This is a genomic window from Streptomyces sp. NBC_01288, from assembly GCF_035982055.1.
Classification (GTDB): Bacteria; Actinomycetota; Actinomycetes; order Streptomycetales; family Streptomycetaceae; genus Streptomyces.
The window spans coordinates 4,889,991-4,907,078 of record NZ_CP108427.1 but is presented as its reverse complement, the minus strand read 5'-3'; the positions used below and the strand labels follow the sequence as shown (position 1 = coordinate 4,907,078).

Genomic DNA, 17,088 nt, shown 5'->3' with positions numbered 1-17,088 from the left:
CACTCTTAGCATCAGGCCCCGTCTGGAAAGATGGGCACGACGATGACGTCGCACCCAAGGTCTAGGTCAGGGCCGTAGCACGCAGATCGCGAAGATCGCCAACCCGCACATACCAAGGAGCGGACAGATGCCCATCGCAACCCCCGAGGTCTACAACGAGATGCTCGACCGGGCGAAGGCAGGCAAGTTCGCCTACCCGGCCATCAATGTGACCTCGACCCAGACCCTGCACGCTGCGCTGCGCGGCTTCGCGGAGGCCGAGAGCGACGGCATCGTCCAGATCTCCACGGGTGGCGCCGAGTTCCTGGGCGGCCAGTACGCCAAGGAGATGGTTCTGGGTTCCGTGGCCCTGGCCGAGTTCGCGCACATCGTCGCCGAGAAGTACCCGGTCACGGTCGCGCTGCACACCGACCACTGCCCCAAGGACAAGCTCGACGGCTACGTCCGTCCGCTGATCGCCGTCTCCGAGGAGCGCGTGAAGGCCGGTGGCAACCCGCTGTTCCAGTCGCACATGTGGGACGGTTCGGCGGAGACCCTCGCCGACAACCTCGCCATCGCGCAGGAGCTGCTGGCCCGCGCGGCCGCCGCGAAGATCATCCTTGAGGTGGAGATCACCCCGACCGGCGGCGAGGAGGACGGTGTCTCGCACGAGATCAACGACTCCCTCTACACCACGGTCGAGGACGCGATCCGTACGGTCGAGGCGCTCGGCCTCGGCGAGAAGGGCCGCTACCTGCTGGCCGCGTCCTTCGGCAACGTGCACGGCGTGTACAAGCCGGGCAACGTCGTGCTCCGCCCCGACCTGCTCAAGGAGCTGAACGAGGGCGTGGCCGCGAAGTACGGCCAGCCGGCCGGCAGCAAGCCGTTCAACTTCGTCTTCCACGGCGGCTCCGGCTCCACGCCGGAGGAGATCGCCACCGCGCTGGAGAACGGCGTGGTGAAGATGAACCTCGACACCGACACCCAGTACGCGTTCACGCGCCCCGTCGCGGACCACATGCTGAAGAACTACGACGGTGTCCTGAAGGTCGACGGCGAGGTCGGCTCCAAGAAGACCTACGACCCGCGCACCTGGGGCAAGCTCGCCGAGGCGTCGATGGCGGCGCGCGTCACCGAGGCGTGCTCGAACCTGCGCTCCACGGGCACGAAGATCAAGTAACCGTCTCTTCGAGGCGTTCACGAGGGTTTACGGCGCCCTTTTCGCGAGCCCGGTGCTACGGCACCGGGCTCGTTGTATACCTGGGTCATGTCCTCCGACGTCCGGCTCGCCTCGCCCCAGGGCAAGTGGATCCTGCTGACCACGGTGCTCGGCTCCAGCATGGCCATGGTGGACTCCACCGTCGTCAACGTCGCCCTGCCCCGCATCGGCCGCGATCTCGACGCCGACCTGGCCGCCCTCCAGTGGACGGTCAACGCGTACATGCTGACGCTGGCCGGCCTGATCCTCCTCGGCGGTTCGCTCGGCGACCGCTACGGCCGCCGCAAGATCTTCGTCCTGGGTGTGGTGTGGTTCGCGGCGGCGTCCCTGCTGTGCGGACTCGCCCCGAACGTGGGCGTCCTGGTCGCCGCCCGCGCCCTCCAGGGCATCGGCGGCGCGCTCCTGACCCCCGGCTCCCTCGCCCTGATCCAGGCCTCCTTCCACCCCGACGACCGGGCCAGGGCGGTCGGCCTGTGGTCCGGCTTCGGCGGCATCGGCGCGGCGATCGGCCCGTTCCTGGGCGGCTGGCTGGTGGACGGCCCCGGCTGGCGCTGGGTGTTCCTGATCAACGTCCCCATGGCCCTGATCTGCGCCCCCATCGCCGTACGCCACGTCCCCGAGTCCGCGGACGGCCGCAAACACGGCCGCTTCGACGTCCTCGGCGCGGCACTCGGCGCCGTAGCGCTCGCGCTCGTGACGTACGCCCTGATCGAGGCGCGCAACGGCTCGCTGGTGGTCGTACTGACCGCCCTGGCCGGTGTGGCGGCGGGCATCGCCTTCGTCTACGTCGAGAAGCGCAGCGCCGACCCGATGATGCCGCCGGACATCTTCGCGTCGCGCCAGTTCACGGCGGTCAACCTCGTCACCCTCTGCGTCTACGCGGCCTTCGGCGGCTTCTTCTTCCTCACCGCGCTCCAACTCCAGGTAGTGGCGGGCTACTCGGCACTCCAGGCCGGCACGGCGCTCCTCCCGACGACGGCCCTGATGCTCCTGTTCTCGGCCCGCTCGGGCGAACTGGCCCAGCGCATCGGCCCCCGCATCCCCCTCACGGTCGGCCCTCTGCTCTGCGCGACGGCGATGCTGCTGATGCTGCGCGTCGGGCCGGACGCCTCCTACCTCGTGGACGTCGTACCGGCCCTCCTGGTGATGGGCGCCGGCATGGTCACCCTCGTCGCCCCGCTCACGGCCACGGTCCTCGCCTCGGTGGACACCGCACGGGCGGGCCTGGCCAGCGGCATCAACAACGCGGCGGCCCGCGCGGCGGGCCTCATCGCGGTGGCAGCCCTGCCCCTGCTGGCAGGCATGGGCCCGGACGCGTACCGCTCGGCGACCGCCTTCGACCACGCCTTCGACCGGGCGATGTGGTGGTGCGCGGGGGTGCTGGTGGTGGGGTCGGTCCTGGCCTACGCGACCGTCCGCCGCCCGGCCCCGGACTGCCGCCGCCCGGAGTGCCTCACGCACGGGTGGGTGACGGCTCCGCCGTTGGAGCCTCGGGTGGGGAAGGGGCGTCTTGAGTAGCGGCTTGATGCCGTGCGGCACTGGGATGCCAGGCAATCGCCACCCCTGGGGGAGACTGGAACCCATGACGATTCACGAGAACCTCCTCGGGGGACCGCCCCCGACCCACCTCCCCGAAGATCCCGGGCCGCGCGACCTCCTCGCGAGCGGTGCGACGCCCGCCGATGTCGCCGCGAAGTACCCGACCTCCTCGCTGGCCTGGGCGCTGTTGGCCGATGACGCGTTCGAGCGCGGCAGTGTCGTGGAGTCGTACGCCTATGCCCGTACGGGCTACCACCGCGGGCTGGACTCGCTGCGCCGGAGTGGATGGAAGGGGCACGGCCCCGTCCCCTGGGAGCACGAGCCGAACCGTGGGTTCCTGCGCGCCCTGCACGCCCTCGCCCGTGCGGCGCAGGCGATCGGGGAGCAGGAGGAGTACGCGCGGTGCAGCCAGTTCCTGAAGGACTCCTCGCCCACGGCGGCCCAGACGCTCGGCTAGTCCCGTAGTCCCGTAGTACGTGGGTATTGATGCAGGTCCGCCTGGTGTGACCAGGCGGACCTTGCGGTCTCGGGGGACGATTGGGGAGGATGCCCGTTGGGGACCGGGGCCACCGTGTCGAAAACGGCAGGGGCGGACCGCTACCCGGAGTACGCATCAGGAGACAGCGATGTCCCAACCGGCTCAGGAACCTCAGGAGCCCGAGGCCCCGCATCTCGACTTCCAGGGGACGACCCCCTACGAGGACTACGTCCAGGCCGACGTCCTCACCCACCTCCAGCACACCCGCTCCGACGACCCCGGCGAGATGGTCTTCCTGGTCACCACCCAGGTCATGGAGCTGTGGTTCACCGTCATCGTCCACGAGTGGGAGACCGCCGCGCGGGCCCTGCGCGAGGACCGGGTGCCGGTCGCGATCGACGCGCTGAAGCGTTCCGTACGGGAACTCGACGCGCTCAACGCCTCCTGGCGGCCCCTCGGCCAGCTCACGCCGGCCCAGTTCAACTCCTACCGCGCCGCCCTCGGCGAGGGCTCCGGCTTCCAGTCCGCGATGTACCGCCGCATGGAGTTCCTCCTCGGAGAGAAGTCCGCGTCCATGCTCGTCCCGCACCGCGGAGCGCCGCGCGTGCACGCCGAGTTGGAGAAGGCCCTGCACGAACCGAGCCTCTACGACGAGGTGTTGAGGCTCCTCGACCGGCGCGGGCACGCCGTTCCCGAGGCCGTACTGACGCGTGACGTGACGCTGCGGTACGAGCCGTCGGACGCGGTGGAGCAGGTGTGGACCGCCCTCTACTCCGGTGACGCCGACGACGAACTCGCCCGGCTCGGCGAGGCGTTGACCGATGTCGCCGAACTGGTGTGGCGATGGCGCAACGACCATCTCGTCGCCACCCGGCGCGCGATGGGCGCGAAGACCGGGACCGGCGGGTCCGCGGGCGTGGCCTGGCTGGAGAAGCGGGCCCAGAAGAACGTGTTCCCCGAGCTGTGGACGGCGCGGTCCCATGTCTGAACTCGCTCTGAAGGCCGAGAAGTTGGACGCCGGTGACGAACTGGCCGGTGTGCGTGCGCAGTTCGTCCTCGACGGCGTTGTCTACCTCGACGGGAACTCGCTCGGCGCGCTGCCGGTCGGTGTTCCCGGGCGGGTCGAGGACGTCGTGCGGCGTCAGTGGGGCGAGTTGCGTATCCGCTCCTGGGACGAGAGCGGCTGGTGGACCGCGCCCGAGCGGATCGGTGACCTGATCGCTCCGCTGGTCGGGGCGGCGGCCGGGCAGATCGTCGTCGGCGACTCCACAAGTGTCAATGTCTTCAAGGCACTTGTGGCGGCTGTGCGGATGACGGCCGGCTCGGGGCGGGACGAGATCGTCGTCGACGCCACGACCTTTCCCACGGACGGGTACATCGCCGAGTCGGCGGCCCGGATGACCGGGTGCACGCTGCGGCCGGTGGCCCCGGCGGAGGTGCCGGGCGCGCTCGGCGACCGTACGGCGGCGGTGCTCCTCAACCACGTCGACTACCGCACCGGCCGGCTGCACGACCTGCCCGCGCTGACGGCCACGGTGCACGCGGCGGGTGCCGTGGTCGTCTGGGACCTGTGCCACAGCGCGGGCGCCCTGCCGGTCGGGCTCGACGAGCACGGGGTCGACCTCGCGGTCGGCTGCACCTACAAGTACCTGAACGGCGGCCCGGGTTCACCCGCGTACCTGTATGTGCGCCGGGAGTTGCAGGACCGCTTCGACTCGCCGCTCCCCGGTTGGAACTCGCACGCCGAGCCCTTCGGCATGCGTTCCGAGTACGAACCCGCCACCGGTGCCCTGCGCGGTCGTGTGGGTACGCCGGACATCCTGTCCATGCTCGCCCTCGAAGCGGCCCTTGAGGTGTGGGACGGCGATGGCGATGGCGGCGGCGTCTCGATCGAGGCGGTGCGCGCCAAGTCCCTTGCCCTGACGGACTTCTTCCTGGAGTGCGTGGCGTCGTACGTCCCCGACGGGCGGGTGGAGTCGGTGACTCCGGTGGCCCACGCGGAGCGCGGCAGCCAGGTCGCGCTGCGGTGCGCGGACGCCGGGGACGTGATGAAGCGGCTGATCTCGCGGGGCGTGGTCGGCGACTTCCGGCATCCGGACGTGCTGCGGTTCGGATTCACGCCGTTGTACGTCGGGTTCGGGGACGTGGAGCGGGCGGCCCGGACGCTGGGAGACGTGGTCCGCTAGAAGCTGTACCTCGATCTAACCGCCGTAGGACATGGGAGCGGTTAGATCGTCGGAGAGGCTGATGACGTACACCCCGGCCACGGCGGCGGCCCGCGCGGCGAGCGCGGCCCGCTCCGCGGCGGGGGTGTCCGGAGCGGTCCCGGTGGTCAGCAACTCGTAGTAGAGGGGCGCCGATACGGCCCGTACGACCTGAGAGGGATCGGTACCGGCGGGCAACTCCCCGCGCGCCACGGCCTGTTCGACGCAGGGCGTCCACTCGGCGACCCGCACCTCGTAGAAGTGGCGCAGGGCCTCGGCCGTACGGGCGTCGCAGGTCGCGGCGGCGATGACGGCGCGGAACAGGGCACCCTGTCGGGGATCGGCGAGGGTGCGCTGCACGAGCAGGGCGTTGGCGCGCAGGTCGCCGAGCAGCGAGCCCGTCTCCTCGCGCGGCAGCGACTGTTCGGCCATGTCTACGAGGAGGTCCGCGACCAGCGCGGTCACCGAACCCCAGCGCCGGTAGACCGTGGTCTTGCCGACCTCCGCCCGCCGCGCGACGTCCGAGAGGTCGAGCCGGTCGACGCCCTGCTCGGCCAGCACGTCACCCGCGGCCCGCAGTACCGCCGTACGCACGCGTGCCGTGCGGCCACCGGGGCGCAGGGTGCCGGGCTCGGGTTCGGGTTCGGGTTCGGCAGACATGATGGGCTCCTGGGGGCGCTGATGAGGTGCCGTGACGGGCACGGCGTCAGCGTAACGAAACAGCAGAACCGTTTAACTCTCACCCAGCGTGACATCCGCGTGTCCGCGCACGTCACCGGCCTGATAGCGTCCCGCCAACGGCCGCAACCTTCCCCAGGTCCGCCACATCCGAATCGTCCAAATCCTCCCCCAGTGCCGAAAGCCTGGGAGGTGCCCCCATCGTCGCTGAGAGGTTGGAGCATGCCGGACGCCGCAGCCGCACGTGCCGCCGCAGAAGAGGAGTCGGCCTTCTCGCATCCCGCCGTCGACCCCGACAGCACCGCCGCGTACGGCGACCACCCCGACCAGGTGATCGACTTCTACGCCCCGCGCGGCGAACGCCTGCCGGGCGAGGCTCCACCTCTGGTCGTAGTACTGCACGGGGGCGCGTGGCGCGCCCCGTACGACCGCCGGCACATCACCCCGTTCGCGGACTTCCTGGCACGACGGGGGTTCGCGGTGGCCAACGTCGAGTACCGGCGGGGGCCCGCGAGTCCTGCGGAGGGCGCCTCAATTCCGGCGCAGGGCAGTGCGATTGGCGCTACCGGAGGCCCGATCGCCGGGCGCTGGCCCGACACCTTCGACGATGTCGCCGCCGCGCTGGACGCGCTCCCCGCGCTGGTACGGGAGGCGCTGCCGCAGGCCGATCCGCGCCGCACGGTGATCACCGGGCACTCGGCGGGCGGCCACCTCGCCCTCTGGGCCGCGGCCCGGCACGTCCTCCCGAAGGACGCCCCCTGGCGCACCGACGCCCCCGCCGCGCTGCGCGGCGTCGTCGCGCTCGCCCCGATCGCCGACTTCACGGTCGCCGAGAAGCTGGCGGTGTGCGACGGAGCGGCCGCTCAACTCCTGGGCGGAGCAGCCAAGTTCGCCGAGCGCCTGCCGTACGCGGACCCGTCGCTCCTCCTCCCCAGCGGCATCGCCACCACCCTCGTCCAGGGCCGCGCCGACATCGTCGTCCCCCAGGCGGTCGCCGAGTCCTACGCGGACGCGGCGGCGAAGTCCGGCGAGGTCGTCGGCCTCACGCTGCTGGAGGACATCGGCCACTTCCCGCTGATCGACCCGGCGGCGGACGCGTGCGCGGTGGTGGCGGAGGAGATCGCGCAGTTGGCCTGGTGAGCGGCCGGGGGAGTGGTGGGTGACCGGGTGGGTGGCTGCCGGTTGTCGGTTGTCGGTCGGCCGTCCCGGTCATACCCGTAATACCTGAGAGCTACGGCGCAGATGAGCTCCCTGGTGTGACGCGGACGACGACCTCGGATCCGTAATTTTCCTTCCAGATGATCCAGCCCGACAACCGGGCGGACGGGGAGGGGAGACCGGGATGGGTACGGGGGCGGGGCTCGACACAGGGCTCGATACGGGGGCGGCCGAGGCGGCAACTGCCGAGCTGAGTGCGGAAGTTGCCGTCGCTTCCGTGCGGCGGCCGGGCAGGCGTCGCCGTACCGGCAGATGGCGTCGCGCCCTTCTCGCCGCGTTCGTCACCGGTGCCGTAGTGATCCCCCTCTCGGCCGCGGCGCAGCCCGAGATCCCCGCGCCCTCGCCCGCCGTCCTCGCCCCGCTCACACCGGCCACGCTGGACGAGGCCTACGCGGCGAACCGGGCCAACGCCGGCGAGGCGTCCCGGATGGCCGCCGCCAACGGCGACGACCGTCGCGCTACGGCGGACCGCGCGATGGCCGACCCGGACCGGAACCTCCTCACCTTCGACGGTCGGGGCGAGGGCCAAGCGACCGAAGTCTTCGGCGACTTGGCGCACGCCGACCGCGTGGCCGTCCTGGTCCCGGGCTCCGACACCACGCTCGACACCTACGACCGCTTCCGCGCGACCGCGCTCAACCTGCACCGCCAACTGGCCCTGGAGGCCCCCAAATCCCGTACGGCGGTGGTGTCCTGGCTCGGCTACCGGACCCCGCGCACGGTGAGCAGCACGGTCCTGACGGCGGACAGAGCGGACCAAGCGGCCCCGCACCTACGGGAGTTCATACGGCAACTGCACGCCGTCACCGGCCGCGAAGCGCACATCACGCTGGTGTGCCACTCCTACGGCACGGTGGTCTGCGGCCGAGCCGCCCCCGGCCTGGCCGTGTCCGACATCGCCCTCATCGGCAGCCCCGGCACGGGAGCCGACTCCGCCGCCGGTCTGCGCACCCCGGCCCGGGTCTGGGCGGGGCGCGGCGCCGACGACTGGGTCGGAGGTGTGCCGCACGTCAGCGCGGACCTGTTCGGCACGACCGTCGGCTTCGGCACCGACCCGGTGTCCCCGGCGTTCGGCGCCCATGTCTTCGCGGCCGGCGACGTCGGCCACAGCGACTACTTCACCCCGGGCACGGCCTCCCTGGCCAACCTCGCCCGGATCGTCCTGGGCGAGACCTCGGAGGTGACCCATGCGTGACCGGACCCTGCACGGTACGACGGACGGGATCGGGACACGGCACGGCGGCCTGCACGGCATACGGCGTGGCACGCACGGCATACGGCGCTCCGCCGCCCGAGTCGACGCCACGACCCCGCCCGACCGGGACCGCGCCGTGGACGCCCTGCGCGCCCTCGCGATCCTCGGTGTCGTCCTGGGCCACTGGCTGGTGACGGCCCTGGTCGCGGACGGCGGCACGTTGCACACGGCGAGCCCGTTGCAGCACATGCCGTGGCTGGCGCCCATCTCCTGGGTGTTCCAGACACTGGCGGTGTTCTTCCTGGTGGGCGGCCATGTGGCGACCCGGGGTTACGCCTCCGCGCGGGCCCGGGGTACGACGTACCGTCAATGGCTGACCGCCCGGCTGGCCCGGCTGTTCAGACCGGCGGCGGCGCTCCTCGCCCTGTGGACGGTGACGGCGATCGCGCTGCTCGTGTCCGGCGCGGACTTCGAGACGGTGCGCACCCTGGTCAAGCTGGCGCTGTCGCCGATGTGGTTCCTGGTCGTGTTCGCGGGACTGACGGCGGTGACTCCCCTCGTCGCCAGGCTGAACCCGCTGTGGCCGCTGGCCGTCGTACTACATGTGGACCTGATCCGTTTCGGACTCGGCGGCCCGTCCTGGCTCGGCTGGGTCAACGTGGCGGCGGGCTGGCTGGTGCCGTACACCCTGGGCGCGGCCTGGACCCGGGGCGAGTTGGACCGCGCCCGCGCGGGCTGGGTCCTGCTGGCCGGCGGTACGGCGGCGACCGCGATGCTCGTCCTCCGGGCGGGCTACCCGGCATCGATGGTCGGCGTCCCCGGCACCACGGTCTCCAACCTCGACCCGCCGACCCTGGCCGCCGTCACCTTCGGGCTGGCCCAGTGCGGCCTCGCCCTGCTCCTCCGCGACCGGCTGCGCCGCACGATGCGCCGTCCGCTCGCCTGGTCGGCGGTGGCCCTGGTCAACCTCTCCGCGATGACGATCTTCCTTTGGCACCAGACGGCCCTGATGGCCACCACGGCCACGACCCTCCCCACGGGCCACCTCCCCGGCCTGCACACCCACCCCGACGACCTGATGTGGGTCGCCGCCCGAGTGGCCTGGCTCCCGGTGTTCGCGCTGGCCCTGACGATCTGCTGGACGGCGTTCCGGACGTACGAGCAGGACCCGCGCCCGATCCGTACCGGCATCCGCACCCGCATCCGCATCCGAGCCAAGAGCCTTCACCGTGCCTAGGGTTGCCCAGGTGAACGCAGCCGCCGACGGTGCCGAGCCCCAACAGGGGACCTCCGCCTCCGCCTCCGCGCCCGCACCACGGCTCTCCGAACGCCGATGGGTCCGCCGACTGGCGTATGCCCTCCTCTCCCTCGTCGCCCTCGTACTCTCCCTGTCCGGCATGGACGAGATGATGAGCGACTACGAACTGAGCGTGCCGCAGGGCTTGCTGGCCGGCTTCGGGCAGGGGGTCGCCCTGGTTCTCGCCGTGCGGCGCCCCATCCCCGCCTGGGCCCTGTCCCTCGTTGTCACGGCCGTCACCGCTCTGTCGGCGGGCCCGGCCCTGGAGGTTCAACCTGCCCTGGCCCACGGCCCGTTCCCCGGCCCCAACTGGCCCTGGAGCACGTCCGAAGTCGTCGTCCAGGCCGCCGTCCTGCTGATCCTGTCCCTGCGCGAACCTGCCCGCAGAGCCCTCGCGGCGCTGGCCGTGACAGGGCTGACGACGTTCGTCGTCCAGGGCCTGATCGGCGCCCAGCGTTTCACCTCGACGGGCGTGGTCGCGGTCGCCGTCTGCGCCGTGGCCGTCCTCGTCGGCACCGCCCTGCGCGGTCGCAGCGAGGCCCGTACCCAGCTCGTCGAGCAGGTGACGATCACGGCTGAGGAGCGACACCACCGCACCCTCCTGGAGGAGCGCAGCCGTATCGCCCGCGAACTGCACGACGTGGTCGCACACCACATGTCGGTGATCTCCATCCAGGCCCAAGTGGCGCCCCACCTGGTCGAGAACCCGTCGGACGAGCTCAAGGAGAACCTCGACGGCATCCGGCAGAACGCCCTCGAAGCCCTCGCCGAACTGCGCCGGGTCCTCGGCGTGCTCCGCTCCGAGAACCCGGAGTATCCGGAGGACCCGTACGCCATCGCCGCCCCCGGCACCGGTGCCGCCCCCCACTCCCCGCAGCCCACCCTCGACCGGCTCGACGCCCTGATGGAGAACACCAGGGCCGCCGGGCTCGACGTACACAGCGACATCAGGGGCGAGGCGCGCCCGCTGGCACCCGGCGTGGAGCTGTCGGCGTACCGGATCATCCAGGAGGCGCTCAGCAACGCGTTGCGTCACGCGCCGGGTTCCACCGTCGCCGTCGAGGTCACCCACCTCGCCGAGGGGCTTCAGCTGACCGTCACCAACTCCCGCCCGCGGCAAGCCGTCCAGCCCTCCCCTGGCGCCGGTCACGGCCTGCTCGGCATGCGGGAGCGCGCGTCGATGCTCGGCGGACACCTCACCGCGACGAGAACACTCCACGGCGGCTTCGCGATCGTCGCGTTCCTGCCCCGGGACGGCGTCGCGCTCCCCGACGAACCCGTCGATCCCGACGGACTCCCCGTCCCCGAGATCATCTTCCCGACAGGAGACGAGAACCCATGACGAGCGGCACCATCCGCGTACTGATCGCCGACGACCAGCAGATGGTCCGGCAGGGTTTCACCGTGCTGCTCAACGCCCAGCCCGGCATAGAGGTGGTCGGCCAGGCGGTCGACGGCCTGGACGCGGTGGCCAAGGTCACCGAACTCGCCCCGGACGTCGTCCTCATGGACATCCGCATGCCCGAACTCGGCGGCATCGAGGCGACCCGCCGCATCACCGCCGAGACCCCGCAGATCAAGGTCCTGGTGCTCACCACCTTCGACCTCGACGAGTACGTGTACGAGGCACTGCGCGCCGGTGCCTCCGGCTTCCTCCTGAAGGACGCGTCCGCCGACCAACTGGCCGAGGCGGTACGGGTGGTGGCGGCCGGCGACGCACTGCTCGCACCCGGTGTCACCCGCCGGCTGATCGCCGAGTTCTCCCGGCTGAACGGCACCCCGCGCACCCCGCTCAAGTCACGCGTCGGCGACCTCACCGAGCGCGAGACGGAGGTCCTCGCACTGATCGCGCAGGGCCTGTCCAACGCGGAGATCGCCGAGCACCTCGTCGTCGCCGAACAGACCGTGAAGACCCATGTCGGCCGCATCCTGGTGAAGTTGGGGCTGCGGGACCGTACGCAGGCGGCGGTGTTCGCGTATGAGTCGGGGCTGGTCCGGCCGGGCGGTGGTCGCTGAAGCCACGGCGGCCACGGCAGCCACCCAAGCCGCTGAAACCAGCCCGTCAGGCATACCCGTAGTACTTGAGACGGACGGCCCAGGACCCTTCTCACAGGTGACGACGGCTACCCGCCCCGACGCCTACCGTTTTGAACGTGACCGAGACGACCCAGCAGTTGCCGCCAGGCGCCGCCGCCAAGCCGCGCAGCCCGGAGTTCAGGCTGGCCGCGGACGCCCTGCGCGGGCTGCGGCAGGACCTGCTCCACGACGCCTTCGCCTACCGCCCGTTGCCCCGCTCCACCGCCGACGGCCCGCTCACCCGGCGCCTCAAGGGGCGGCAGCGGGAGTACGCGACCTGGAGCCCGCACGCCCTGATCATCGCGGCCGGCCTGCTCGCGATGCTCATCGCCTCGGACAACGGAATCCGCGGCGCGGGCAGCAACACGATCCTCGGCCTGCTCGCCCTGCTGCCGGTGCTGCTGACCATGGTGCGGCCGGTCGGCGCGTTCTGGCTGTCCATGGTCGCCACCCCGGTCGCCACGATGCTGGCGAACGAGTGGGACGACTCGTGGCCGTGGCTGGCCGGTAGTTTCGCCTGTCATCTGTTCGTGCTGACGATCGTGGCCATACGCACCCGGCCGCGCACCGCCGCCTGGATGTGGGCACTGACGGCGGTCTACGGCTTCATCGCCGGCAACGTCTCCGACGGCCGCGATTTCCGCTCCGACACGGCGGAGGTGCTGTTCAGCTCCGCGCTGGTCCTGCTCGGCGTCGCGGTCTGGCAGATACGCCGCGAGGCCCGCCAGGAGGTGACCGCCCAGCAGACGGTCACGGCCCACGAGCGGTCCCGGCGCACGCTGCTGGAGGAGCGCACGACGATCGCCCGTGAGCTGCACGACGTGGTCGCCCACCACATGTCGGTGGTCGCCATCCAGGCGGAGGCCGCGCCCTACCGCGTGGAGAACCCGCCGCCGGAGCTGGAGCGCGCGTTCGTCACGATCCGGGAGAACGCGGTGGCGGCCCTGACCGAACTGCGCCGGGTCCTGGGCGTGGTCCGCGCGGAGGACTACGAGGCGCCCGACGCCCCGCAGCCCACCCTCGCCGACATGGACGCGCTGCTCGCCAATGTGCGCGACGCCGGCCTGAGCGTCGACAAGGCGGTGACGGGAGCGGTGCGTGAACTCCCGCAGGGCGTCGAGCTGTCGGCGTACCGGATAGTGCAGGAGGCGTTGAGCAACACCCTGCGGCACGCGCCCGGTGCGAGCGCCCGGGTGGAGATCGGTTACGTGCTGGGCGGGCTGGGCCTGCGGATAGTCAACGGCCCGATGCCCGAGCCGAGCCTGGTGAAGCCCTCGCCGGGTGCGGGGCACGGCATCACCGGGATGCGGGAGCGGGTGTCCATGCTGAACGGCGAGATGACGGCGGCCCCGGCGGACGACGGCGGTTACGAGGTGACGGTGTTCCTGCCGGTGCCGAGTGCGAGTGAACAGGTGTCGAGCGCGAGCGAACCGGTGCCGGGTGCGAGGGGAGGGGACGCATGACGATCCGCGTACTGATCGCGGACGACCAGATGATGGTGCGCGAGGGCTTCTCGGTCCTGTTGGGCGCGATGCCGGACATCGAGGTCGTCGGCGAGGCGGTGAACGGGCGCGACGCGGTCGAGCGGGTGCGCGAACTGGCCCCGGACGTCGTGCTGATGGACATCCGTATGCCGGAGATGAACGGCATCGAGGCGACCCGGGAGATCGTCGCGGCGGACGGTGCGGCGAAGGTGCTCGTGCTCACCACGTTCGACCTCGACGAGTACGTGTACCAGGCGCTGCGGGCGGGAGCCTCCGGCTTCCTCCTCAAGGACGCCTCCGCACGCCAACTCGCCGACGGGGTAAGGGTGGTGGCGGCCGGCGAGGCGCTGCTCGCGCCCTCCGTCACCAGGCGCCTGATCACGGAGTTCTCGAAGCTGTCCGAGACGCCCCGCCTGATGCCGGCCGCGCAGCAGGGGACGTACGGGGATCTCACCGAGCGGGAGACGGAGGTGCTGGTCCTCATCGCGCAGGGGCTGTCGAACGGGGAGATCGCCGAGCGGCTGGTGGTCGCCGAGTCGACGATCAAGACCCATGTCAGCCGGATCCTGGTGAAGTTGGGACTGCGGGACCGTACGCAGGCGGCGGTGTTCGCGTACGAGGCGAGGCTGGTGAGACCAGGCTAGGGACAGGCTCCCCGCCGGTCCGGGCAGGCCGCGGGGACGCCGGGACGCTGCGGACGGGCTCTGAGGAGACTCTGATGGAACGCTGAGGTGACTCTGTGCCGGGCTCTGAGGGGACGTTGATCAGCGGCGGAGGATTCCGTCCGAGAGTGGTGGACAGCAACTGGTACTTCCACCGAACTCCCCCTCTCGATGGAGTGATCCATGGCATTCGCCCCGCGCAAGAAGAAATCCGCCCGGTACCTCTCACCCCGTGCGCTCGGCGTGCTCGGTGCCCTCACCGTGGGCGCCTCGCTGCTCACCGCTCCGCAGGCACTCGCCGCCGACACCCCGACCAACGCCGAGCTGTTGAAGGCGTGCAACTGGGCCAGTTTCTGCAAGTTCCGCCCGCAGAGCTACTGGGGCTACACCGGCCCGGCGCACCAGGTGGGCAGCACCGCGTACAACTGCGGCACCCAGACCAACCAGCACCGGATCGACTGGGCGGACACGACGAGCGCCGCCAACACGGTCGGCGTGACGGTCTCGGCGAGTTACAAGTTCGCCGAGGTCTTCGAGGTCCAGGTCGAGACCAGTTACAGCCACACCTGGACGAACTCCCACACCGACACCGAGTCCAACACGGTCAACATCCCCTCGCAGAGCGTCGGCTGGATCGAGCGCGGCACGTCGAAGCAGCAGGCGAAGGGCTGGTGGGAGATCCAGTTCAAGGACAAGTACTACGGCCACTACGACTGGTACGTCTACGACTACCAGGAGTCCGGCTTCAACAACGACAACCCCAGCTACGGGTACGTCACCTTCAAGGACCGGCCGATGACCTTGGCGGAGCGAGGGCGGCAGTGCTGACGGGCAGGGCGTGACGTGATGGTGCGCATCACCGCGTTCGCCGTCTGCTCGCTCCTCCTCCTGACCGGGTGCGCGACCGCGAACGCCGAGGGCACGCACGTCGGTTACGCGGACAGTGCGGGGCCGGCGGTGATCGGTACCGACGGTTCGGCACAGAGCCGGGTGGTGGCGGCGCTCTACGGCGAACTCCTCACCCGGGCAGGGCAGAAGGTGCGGACGGCGGACACCCCGTACGCGTCGCCGATCGACACCGCACAGGCCGTGGTGGACGGGCGGATCAGCATCGCGCCCGCCTACGAGTCCACCCTGCTGCGGGCGATGCCGGGCGGGCAGACCATGCCCGGGAACATGGAGGCGACGCTGAGCATGGCGTTGCCACCGGGGATCGTCGCGCTGCCCCCGGCGGCGGCGCAGGGCGGGGTCGTCCTCGCGGTCACCGAGTCCACCGCGGGGAAGCACAAGCTGCACAGCCTTACGGATCTCCGCAGGGCCGGCACCGGTCTGACGCTCGGCGGCTCCGCGTCCGGCGATCCCGATGCCCCGTCCGTCGCCGTACTCAAGGAGGCGTACGGCGTCACGCTCACCCCGGCCGGGACGGCATCAGGGGCGACATCCGGGGCGGCGGATGTCCGGGTCCTGCGCAGTACCGACCCGGCGATCGCCCGGGACGGGCTGGTGGTGCTGGCTGACCCCAAGTCCGTCGTACCGCCGGAGCATGTCTTCCCGCTGATCAGTGCCCCCGCCGTGGACCCGGCCGGGCGGAGGGCGTTGGCTCGGGTCAACACCCGGCTGACGACAGCCCAGTTGGCGAGGCTCACCGCGTCCGTCGAGGCGGGCGAGACCCCGGGCAGGGCGGCGAAGGCCTGGCTGCGCGCCAAGGGCCTGCTGCGCTAGCACACAGCGGGGCAAATATTCACCAACCCACGTAAGGAAGGCGGTAGTTCTATGCGCACGGTCAGACGCAAAGTGGTCATGGCGATGCTCGCGGCGGCGGCCGCGGTCGGTGGTCTCGCGGCCCCCGGTACGGCCTCCGCGGCGAGCGACAAGTTCGTGACGCTCAGGGTGTGCAGCGGGTCCACCGAGACGGTGAAGTTCTACTTCGTCGGGGAGAACCAGTACGGGGACTGGATCGGCTCGCAGTTCTGGGAGATCGCGCCCAAGGGCTGCACCACGGCGAGCGGTTACTGGTGGAAGGCCGGGCAGTCGGTCGAGTTCCACCACCGCAAGCCCAGCACCGGCTGGCGCTGGGAGCCTCGGCTGATCTCGTACAACGACACGCAGGACAAGGCGGTCTACGACCTCTGGATCGGCTGACCGACGGCACCACCGCCGGCCCCGTCACCGCCGATCCCCGTACTGCCGACCCCACCACCGGTGTTCCCCTTCTCGGTGGTGGGGTCGGCGCTCACCAGATAGCCCGCGCCCCGCACGGTACGGATGAGTGACTGGCCGGAGTCGTCCAACTTCCGGCGCAGGTAGTAGACGTAGGTCTCCACCACCCCGGACTCGCCCTGGAAGTCGTACTTCCAGACGCTGTCGAGGATGGCGCCCTTGGAGACGACCCGGCCGGCGTTCTCCATGAGGACCCTCAGGAGGGCGAACTCCGTGGCCGACAACCGCACCGGCTGTCCGTGGTGCCAGGCCTCGCGGGTGTCGACGTCGAGTTCGACACCGGCCGCGCGCAGGCGGCGCGGGGCGGCGGGGGCGTCGTAGCCGATGGTCCGGCGGGGGACGGAGACGCGGGAGCGGCGGATCAGGGCGCGGACGCGGGCGCTGACCTCGGTGAGGTCGAAGGGCTTGGTGACGTAGTCGTCGCCGCCCATCGCCAGGGCGCGGCACTTGTCCGCGACCGAGTGGCGGGGGCTGAGGAAGAGCACCGGGGTGTTGTCGCCCGAGGCCCGCAGCAGCCGGCAGACCTCGGTGCCGTCGGTGCCGTCAGTGCCGTAAGGGTTGTCGGGGTCGGGGAGTGCGAGGTCGAGCAGGACGGCGTCGGGGCGTCGTTCGCGTACGGCGGCCAGCGCCTCGGTGCCGGTGCCGCTGGTGCCCGCGGTGACGGTGTGCGCGTCGAAGCCGAGGAAGCCCAGGGCCGTCACGAGGGGCGCGGAGGTGCCGGCGTCGTCCTCCACCACGAGGACAGAGGGGCGGTCGGGGGAGCGTTCTCGGATCACGTCTGACGCGCCTTCGGTCAAGGGGATCTGTCAGGCCTCACCTCCAAGGCTGGCGATCCAGGG

17 protein-coding genes are annotated in these 17,088 nt (G+C 71.1%); 15 read left to right on the top strand and 2 right to left on the bottom strand.

All coding sequences use genetic code 11. The features are described from left to right. Window positions 1–127 precede the first annotated feature (127 nt). The 5 genes from fbaA to kynU all read left to right on the top strand — a co-directional run bounded on the left by fbaA (window position 128) and on the right by kynU (window position 5,401). On the top strand, window positions 128–1,159 hold the full coding sequence (gene fbaA, locus OG194_RS21810; protein WP_327402499.1) for a class II fructose-bisphosphate aldolase: 1,032 nt from the start codon (window positions 128–130) through the stop codon (window positions 1,157–1,159). Between the two features lie 87 nt (window positions 1,160–1,246). After that, a complete protein-coding gene (locus OG194_RS21805; protein WP_327402498.1) occupies window positions 1,247–2,716 on the top strand; it encodes an MFS transporter in 1,470 nt (489 codons plus the stop codon). 64 nt (window positions 2,717–2,780) lie between these two features. Next, window positions 2,781–3,194, top strand: a complete 414-nt coding sequence (locus OG194_RS21800; RefSeq protein WP_327402497.1) for a DUF3151 domain-containing protein — start codon at window positions 2,781–2,783, stop codon at window positions 3,192–3,194. Window positions 3,195–3,363: 169 nt separating this feature from the next. Next, window positions 3,364–4,203 carry a tryptophan 2,3-dioxygenase family protein gene (locus tag OG194_RS21795; RefSeq protein WP_327402496.1) on the top strand — a complete coding sequence of 280 codons (840 nt, stop codon included), beginning with the start codon at window positions 3,364–3,366 and terminating at the stop codon, window positions 4,201–4,203. Continuing rightward, entirely contained in the window at window positions 4,196–5,401 is a 1,206-nt protein-coding gene (gene kynU / locus OG194_RS21790; RefSeq protein WP_327402495.1) for a kynureninase, read from the top strand. Before OG194_RS21795 ends, kynU begins: the two co-directional genes overlap by 8 nt. Before the next feature lie 15 nt (window positions 5,402–5,416). Here kynU and OG194_RS21785 read toward each other — a convergent pair whose 3' ends face one another. Continuing rightward, window positions 5,417–6,079, bottom strand: a complete 663-nt coding sequence (locus OG194_RS21785; RefSeq protein WP_327402494.1) for a TetR/AcrR family transcriptional regulator — start codon at window positions 6,077–6,079, stop codon at window positions 5,417–5,419. Window positions 6,080–6,319: 240 nt separating this feature from the next. Here OG194_RS21785 and OG194_RS21780 point away from each other — a divergent pair, with 240 nt between their 5' ends. From OG194_RS21780 to OG194_RS21735, 10 genes are all read left to right on the top strand, one after another. After that, on the top strand, window positions 6,320–7,237 hold the full coding sequence (locus OG194_RS21780; protein WP_327402493.1) for an alpha/beta hydrolase: 918 nt from the start codon (window positions 6,320–6,322) through the stop codon (window positions 7,235–7,237). 202 nt (window positions 7,238–7,439) lie between these two features. After that, window positions 7,440–8,510 (top strand): alpha/beta hydrolase, encoded by a 1,071-nt coding sequence (locus tag OG194_RS21775; protein ID WP_327402492.1) that lies wholly within the window; start codon window positions 7,440–7,442, stop codon window positions 8,508–8,510. After that, window positions 8,503–9,747, top strand: coding sequence for an acyltransferase family protein (locus OG194_RS21770; RefSeq protein WP_327402491.1), 1,245 nt, complete (start codon window positions 8,503–8,505; stop codon window positions 9,745–9,747). The genes OG194_RS21775 and OG194_RS21770 overlap by 8 nt, the downstream gene beginning before the upstream one ends. 10 nt (window positions 9,748–9,757) lie before the next feature. Further along, window positions 9,758–11,149: a sensor histidine kinase gene (locus OG194_RS21765; protein WP_327402490.1), complete on the top strand. Its 1,392-nt coding sequence runs from the start codon at window positions 9,758–9,760 to the stop codon at window positions 11,147–11,149. Then, the gene (locus OG194_RS21760) at window positions 11,146–11,823 is read left to right on the top strand and encodes a response regulator transcription factor (protein ID WP_327402489.1); all 678 of its coding nucleotides are present in this window, start codon (window positions 11,146–11,148) and stop codon (window positions 11,821–11,823) included. The genes OG194_RS21765 and OG194_RS21760 overlap by 4 nt, the downstream gene beginning before the upstream one ends. A 137-nt stretch (window positions 11,824–11,960) precedes the next feature. Further along, complete coding sequence (locus OG194_RS21755) at window positions 11,961–13,346, top strand: sensor histidine kinase (RefSeq protein WP_327402488.1); 1,386 nt, start codon at window positions 11,961–11,963, stop codon at window positions 13,344–13,346. Next, window positions 13,343–14,011 carry a response regulator transcription factor gene (locus OG194_RS21750; protein ID WP_327402487.1) on the top strand — a complete coding sequence of 223 codons (669 nt, stop codon included), beginning with the start codon at window positions 13,343–13,345 and terminating at the stop codon, window positions 14,009–14,011. The genes OG194_RS21755 and OG194_RS21750 overlap by 4 nt, the downstream gene beginning before the upstream one ends. A gap of 201 nt (window positions 14,012–14,212) precedes the next feature. Further along, entirely contained in the window at window positions 14,213–14,857 is a 645-nt protein-coding gene (locus OG194_RS21745; RefSeq protein ID WP_327402486.1) for a hypothetical protein, read from the top strand. Between the two features lie 18 nt (window positions 14,858–14,875). Then, the gene (locus tag OG194_RS21740; protein WP_327402485.1) at window positions 14,876–15,751 is read left to right on the top strand and encodes a glycine betaine ABC transporter substrate-binding protein; all 876 of its coding nucleotides are present in this window, start codon (window positions 14,876–14,878) and stop codon (window positions 15,749–15,751) included. A gap of 51 nt (window positions 15,752–15,802) precedes the next feature. Then, window positions 15,803–16,171, top strand: a complete 369-nt coding sequence (locus tag OG194_RS21735) for a hypothetical protein (protein WP_327402483.1) — start codon at window positions 15,803–15,805, stop codon at window positions 16,169–16,171. Here OG194_RS21735 and OG194_RS21730 read toward each other — a convergent pair. Further along, window positions 16,150–17,025 carry a response regulator transcription factor gene (locus tag OG194_RS21730; RefSeq protein WP_327402482.1) on the bottom strand — a complete coding sequence of 292 codons (876 nt, stop codon included), beginning with the start codon at window positions 17,023–17,025 and terminating at the stop codon, window positions 16,150–16,152. The genes OG194_RS21735 and OG194_RS21730 overlap by 22 nt on opposite strands. Window positions 17,026–17,088: the final 63 nt, after the last annotated feature.